Origin of the sequence: Streptomyces sp. NP160, assembly GCF_006335115.1 — a bacterium.
Classification (GTDB): domain Bacteria; phylum Actinomycetota; class Actinomycetes; order Actinomycetales; family Quadrisphaeraceae; genus Quadrisphaera.
In genome coordinates, this window is the sequence record NZ_VDMJ01000039.1 from 1 (window position 1) to 1,735 (window position 1,735).

The window sequence follows — 1,735 nt, forward strand, 5'->3', positions numbered from 1 at the left end:
CAGCCCGGCGAAGACGACGACGGCGGCGCCCCCCGCCACCAGACCCGGCCCGCCGCCGAGCAGCACCGCGACGACGAGCAGGACGACGGCGGTCAGCGCCCCCGCCAGGCACGCCAGCCCGACCACCGCGCAGCGGTGCCCGACCATGACCAGCTCGGCCCGGGCGCGGCGGCGGAACACCGCCCGGTGCACGCTCACGGGCGCGGCGAACAGCGCCGTGGCCAGCACCGCCAGCCCCACGGCCACGAGGTAGACCACCACCTGCCAGGTGGGGGCGCCGGCGAAGCGCGGCTGGAACGGCAGCGTCAGCAGGAAGCCGGTGAGCACCTGCACGCCGGTCTGCACCACGCGCAGCTCCTGCAGCAGCTCGATCCAGTGCCTGTCGAGCTGGGCGAGGGTGGTCTCCCCGCGCTCGTCGCGCGACGCCGCGCCCGTCGTCGTCGGGTCCACGGCCCCATCGTCACGGGAGGGGGTGCTGACCGCACGGACGAGCGCACGGGAGCACGCGACGAGGGGGCGGAGCGGGTCCTCAGCCGGCCGAGGACAGGGCCGCGGCCACCGCGTCGGGGTTGGACAGCGCGATGGAGAGGTCGAGCAGGTCGTCCATGGTGAGGACGGGCCCGGCGTGCTCCTCGAGAGCCTCCATGGGCAGGCTCGCCACGCGCACGCCGCGGGCCGACAGGCCCGTGACCACGCGCTCGGAGGCCTGCTTGGTGACGAGGCCGGAGCACTTGGGGCAGGTGAACTGGTAGAAGCTGCGCCCCGCGTCGGAGGCGCACACCACCAGGTCGAAGCTGTCGGCCGGCAGGGTCATGGCCCCGCAGACCGGGCACGAGCACGTGATCCGCGCCGGCTCACCGGAACGGGGGGCGGGAGTGGTCGGGTCGGGCACGGTGGCCTCCTCGGGTCCTGCGGTCCGTGGTCAGACGCTAGGCGCTCGACCCCCCTCTTCGCGGGAGGCTCGCCGAAGTCGTCAGGAGTGCTCCACCACAGGGGGCACCCAGCAGGCTCCCCGTTCGACACGTGCATAAGCGAGTGATACAAATATCTGGTGCCTGCAGCAACCGAATCCTCCGCGGAGCCCTCGGTCGCGCTCTCGACGGCCCTGGAGGACCTCCTGAGCTGGGCCCGGCGCATGGCACCACCCGGTGACCTGAGCCTGGCCTCCACCACGCTGCTGGCCCGGCTCGCCCGCGACGGCGGCTNNCGCGCTCGTCGTCGTCCTCACCGACGCGGGCCGCGCGCTCGTGGGCGCCCGCCGCGCCGCCCGCGCAGCGGCCCTGGCCGACCTCCTGGACGCCGCCCCTCCCGGTGACGCCGAGGCCCTGCTCGCCGCCACACCGGCCCTGGCGCGCCTGGCGCAGGCGGCGGTCTCCCGCCGCGGCGCCCTCGCGCTCGCCTGACACCCCCACCCCCGGACCCCCGGAAGGACTCCCCTGCCGTGAGCACCCACGCCCCCACGTCGATGCGCGACATGCTGAAGCAGCCGCGCGCCGTCTGGGCCGTCGCCTTCGCCTGCGTCATCTCGTTCATGGGCATCGGCCTGGTCGACCCGATCCTGCCCGTCATCAAGGACGAGCTGGGCGCCACGCCCGGCCAGGTCTCGCTGCTGTTCACCAGCTACCTCGTGGTCACCGCCGTCGCGATGCTCTTCGTCGGGGCGGTCTCCAGCCGCATCGGCGCCAAGAAGACGCTCATCGCGGGCCTCGCGGTGATCGTCGTCTTCGCCGGGCTG

3 protein-coding genes are annotated in these 1,735 nt (G+C 74.5%); 1 reads left to right on the forward strand and 2 read right to left on the reverse strand.

Annotated features, from left to right (window positions below; genetic code table 11):
• Positions 1 to 450: DUF6328 family protein (locus FHN55_RS17925; protein ID WP_139713704.1), on the reverse strand; the 450-nt coding region annotated here is incomplete at its 3' end.
• A gap of 79 nt (positions 451 to 529) precedes the next feature.
• Positions 530 to 892: a hypothetical protein gene (locus tag FHN55_RS17930; protein WP_139713705.1), complete on the reverse strand. Its 363-nt coding sequence runs from the start codon at positions 890 to 892 to the stop codon at positions 530 to 532.
• A gap of 573 nt (positions 893 to 1,465) precedes the next feature.
• Between FHN55_RS17930 and FHN55_RS17935 the strand changes: the two genes are divergently transcribed.
• Positions 1,466 to 1,735, forward strand: a 270-nt coding sequence (locus FHN55_RS17935) for an MFS transporter (protein WP_139713706.1), incomplete at its 3' end; no start/stop codon positions are given.